At 44.2% G+C, this 1,314-nt stretch carries 1 protein-coding gene; it reads left to right on the top strand.

Features of this window, described 5'->3' with window-relative positions; translation table 11 throughout:
• Positions 1-15: 15 nt before the first annotated feature.
• Positions 16-1,314 (top strand): MFS transporter (locus DSOL_RS26100; protein ID WP_075367601.1); only part of this gene is annotated, 1,299 nt, incomplete at its 3' end.

Genomic DNA, 1,314 nt, shown 5'->3' with positions numbered 1-1,314 from the left:
GAGGAGGTCTTTTAGATGGCATTAGTTACTCCTAAATCAGATCAGAACCAGGTGGAATTAAAACTGCCTAAATGGAAAGCCAATTTTTGGCTCGGAATCTTATGGCTGATTTTTATTATTGACATAATGGACAGACAGGCAATTAACGCTATTTTACCCGCTATAAAAAAAGCTTACATGTTTTCGGACGCTCAACTTGGCTTAATAAGCTCAGTTATGGGTGTTACAATATCACTTTGTGTTTTCCCTCTAGCGATACTCATTGATAGATGGAGCCGCCGCAAAATGGTTTCGATCATGGTCATGTTCTGGAGTCTTGCCACGTATGCCACAGGGTTAGCTACAACGTTTGGAGGCCTGCTAGCTGCCCGCGCTGCCGTTGGTTTGGGCGAATCGGCCTATACCCCAGCCTCTATGTCCATGATTAGCGCCATGTATCCTAAAAAACAAAGAGGTACTGTAATTGGTATATACCAAACTGGTCAGGTTTTGGGTGGAGCAGCAGGTATTGCTTTGGCAGGATATCTGGCAGTGAAATATGGATGGAAATCCGTCTTTGGAGTTTTGGCCGTACCTGGAATCATTCTGGCAGTAATTGCTTGGTTCATGCCAGACTTCAAGGCCAAGAAGATGAATGCAGAGACTCAAAAGAGCAGTGATCCTAAAATCAAAGACGTTATAGGACATATATTTAAAACGCCTACTCTGCTTTTTATATATCTTGGTTCGGCTGCCATCTTTTTCAGCGCCAATACCTTGGGTACCTGGGAAGCAAGTTTTTACGGACGTTCTTTCGGCATGAGCGTGAGAGACGCAGCACTTTTTGTGGCCTCGGCAAAATTGGTCGCCTGGATTGGAGCGCCATTGTGTGGCTGGGTGAGTGACTTTTTACTGAAATATACGTCAAAAGGCAGAATGTTGGCCGCTGGAATCGTTGTTGCTTTGTATGGAATTACTATTTTAATTGCAACGCAGATTGCCCAGCACGACAAAGTCATAAATCATACATTTATAGTTTGGGTGATTGGAGCCACTTTCCTGGCCGGTTATTGGGGAACGGTAAATTCTTCAACTCAGGATCTTGTCCCTGCCTTTATGAGGGGTACAGCCTACAGTCTGGTTCCTTTGGCGAATTACCTATTAGCTGGGATTTGGGGACCGATTATTGCAGGGGCAATCGCTGATAAGATTGGCCTAACCAGCGCATTACAGATTATTGTTGCGGTTAGCGTTGTTCTGGGTATTTTCTTCTTCTATATGGCCAGTAGATTCTGGGATAGGGACATGGAAAGAGCAAAAATATTTGGCGAGATT

This window comes from Desulfosporosinus metallidurans (genome assembly GCF_001936615.1).
Lineage (GTDB): Bacteria > Bacillota > Desulfitobacteriia > Desulfitobacteriales > Desulfitobacteriaceae > Desulfosporosinus > Desulfosporosinus metallidurans.
This window is presented reverse-complemented; position numbering and strand designations above follow the sequence as displayed.